The following is a 1,022-nucleotide window of genomic DNA, read 5'->3' on the forward strand; positions in this document are numbered from 1 at the left end:
CTTCGAAGTCCCCGGCGGTAGGTGACAGACCGTGATCTCCAGGCCGCTCTCTCGTGCGAAGGTGGCGAGGTTGCTCTTCCAGGTCCAGCGGCGGGGGTCGTTGGAGCCGCCGGAGTCGGCGGTGATCAGGAGCCGGGTGGCATTCGGGTGGTCCGCCCGTCCGCGGTTTTGCCACCAGCGTCGGATGGACTCCACCGCGAACTGGGCGGTGTCGTGGTCGATGCCGACGTTGACCCATCCGCTGTTGTTGGCAATGTCGTAGATCCCGTAGGGGATCGCCATGGGCTGGTCGTTGGTGGTGAACGTGTGGCAGTCCACCTTGATCGCGTTCTTGCCGGGGCGCCAGGTGCGACCGGGCCGGTCCCGGTTGCCGAGCCATTCCTTGGCCTTGGTGTCGACGCTGATCACCGGCTGGGCATCGTTGAGGAACGCGGCGGCGGTGGCATTGAGGTGGGTGAACTGAGCATCGCGGTCCGGATGGCTGATGCCCTCTGTTGTCTTCGCGGTTCCCTGCAGGCTGTAGCCCAGGGTGTGCAGCAGGTGTCCGACGGTTGAGGCGCTGACCGGGTGGCCCTGTGTGGTGAGGGTCGAGGCCAGGGCCCGTAACGACAGCGTGGTCCACCGCAACGGGGAGACGGGGTCGCCTCGGGTGTGCGGCTCGATCAGCGACTCCAGCGCGGGCAGCAGACCAGGGTCGGTGTCTGTCAGCCGCTTGCGGCCCGCACCTGGAGCGCGAACTCGCAGGGTCGGTGAGGGGCAGTCGGCCAACTCGGCCATGCCTCGCGCGATGGTTGCAGTGCTGGTGCCGGAGGCGGCGGCGACCGTGACGATCCCGCCGCGGCCGAGGGCCGTCGCCTCACTGGCCAGGTACAACCGACGGCGGCGCTCATCGAGGTGCGGCAGGATCTGATCGAACTTGGCCCGCAGAGCACGAGCGGCAACGCGGCCTGACAGACACGAGGTCATATCTCAGACTCCCACCAACACCCCTCTGCCGAGCACTAATTGAAATACGGGCCCCG

General features: G+C 67.4%; 1 protein-coding gene. It reads right to left on the reverse strand.

Annotation, left to right across the window (positions count from 1 at the left end):
* The coding region (locus tag LQ326_RS47255) for an ISAzo13 family transposase (protein ID WP_234545390.1) at window positions 1–966 on the reverse strand (966 nt) is incomplete at its 3' end.
* Window positions 967–1,022: the final 56 nt, after the last annotated feature.

The sequence above is a fragment of the Streptomyces shenzhenensis genome (genome assembly GCF_021462265.1).
Lineage (GTDB): Bacteria > Actinomycetota > Actinomycetes > Streptomycetales > Streptomycetaceae > Streptomyces > Streptomyces shenzhenensis.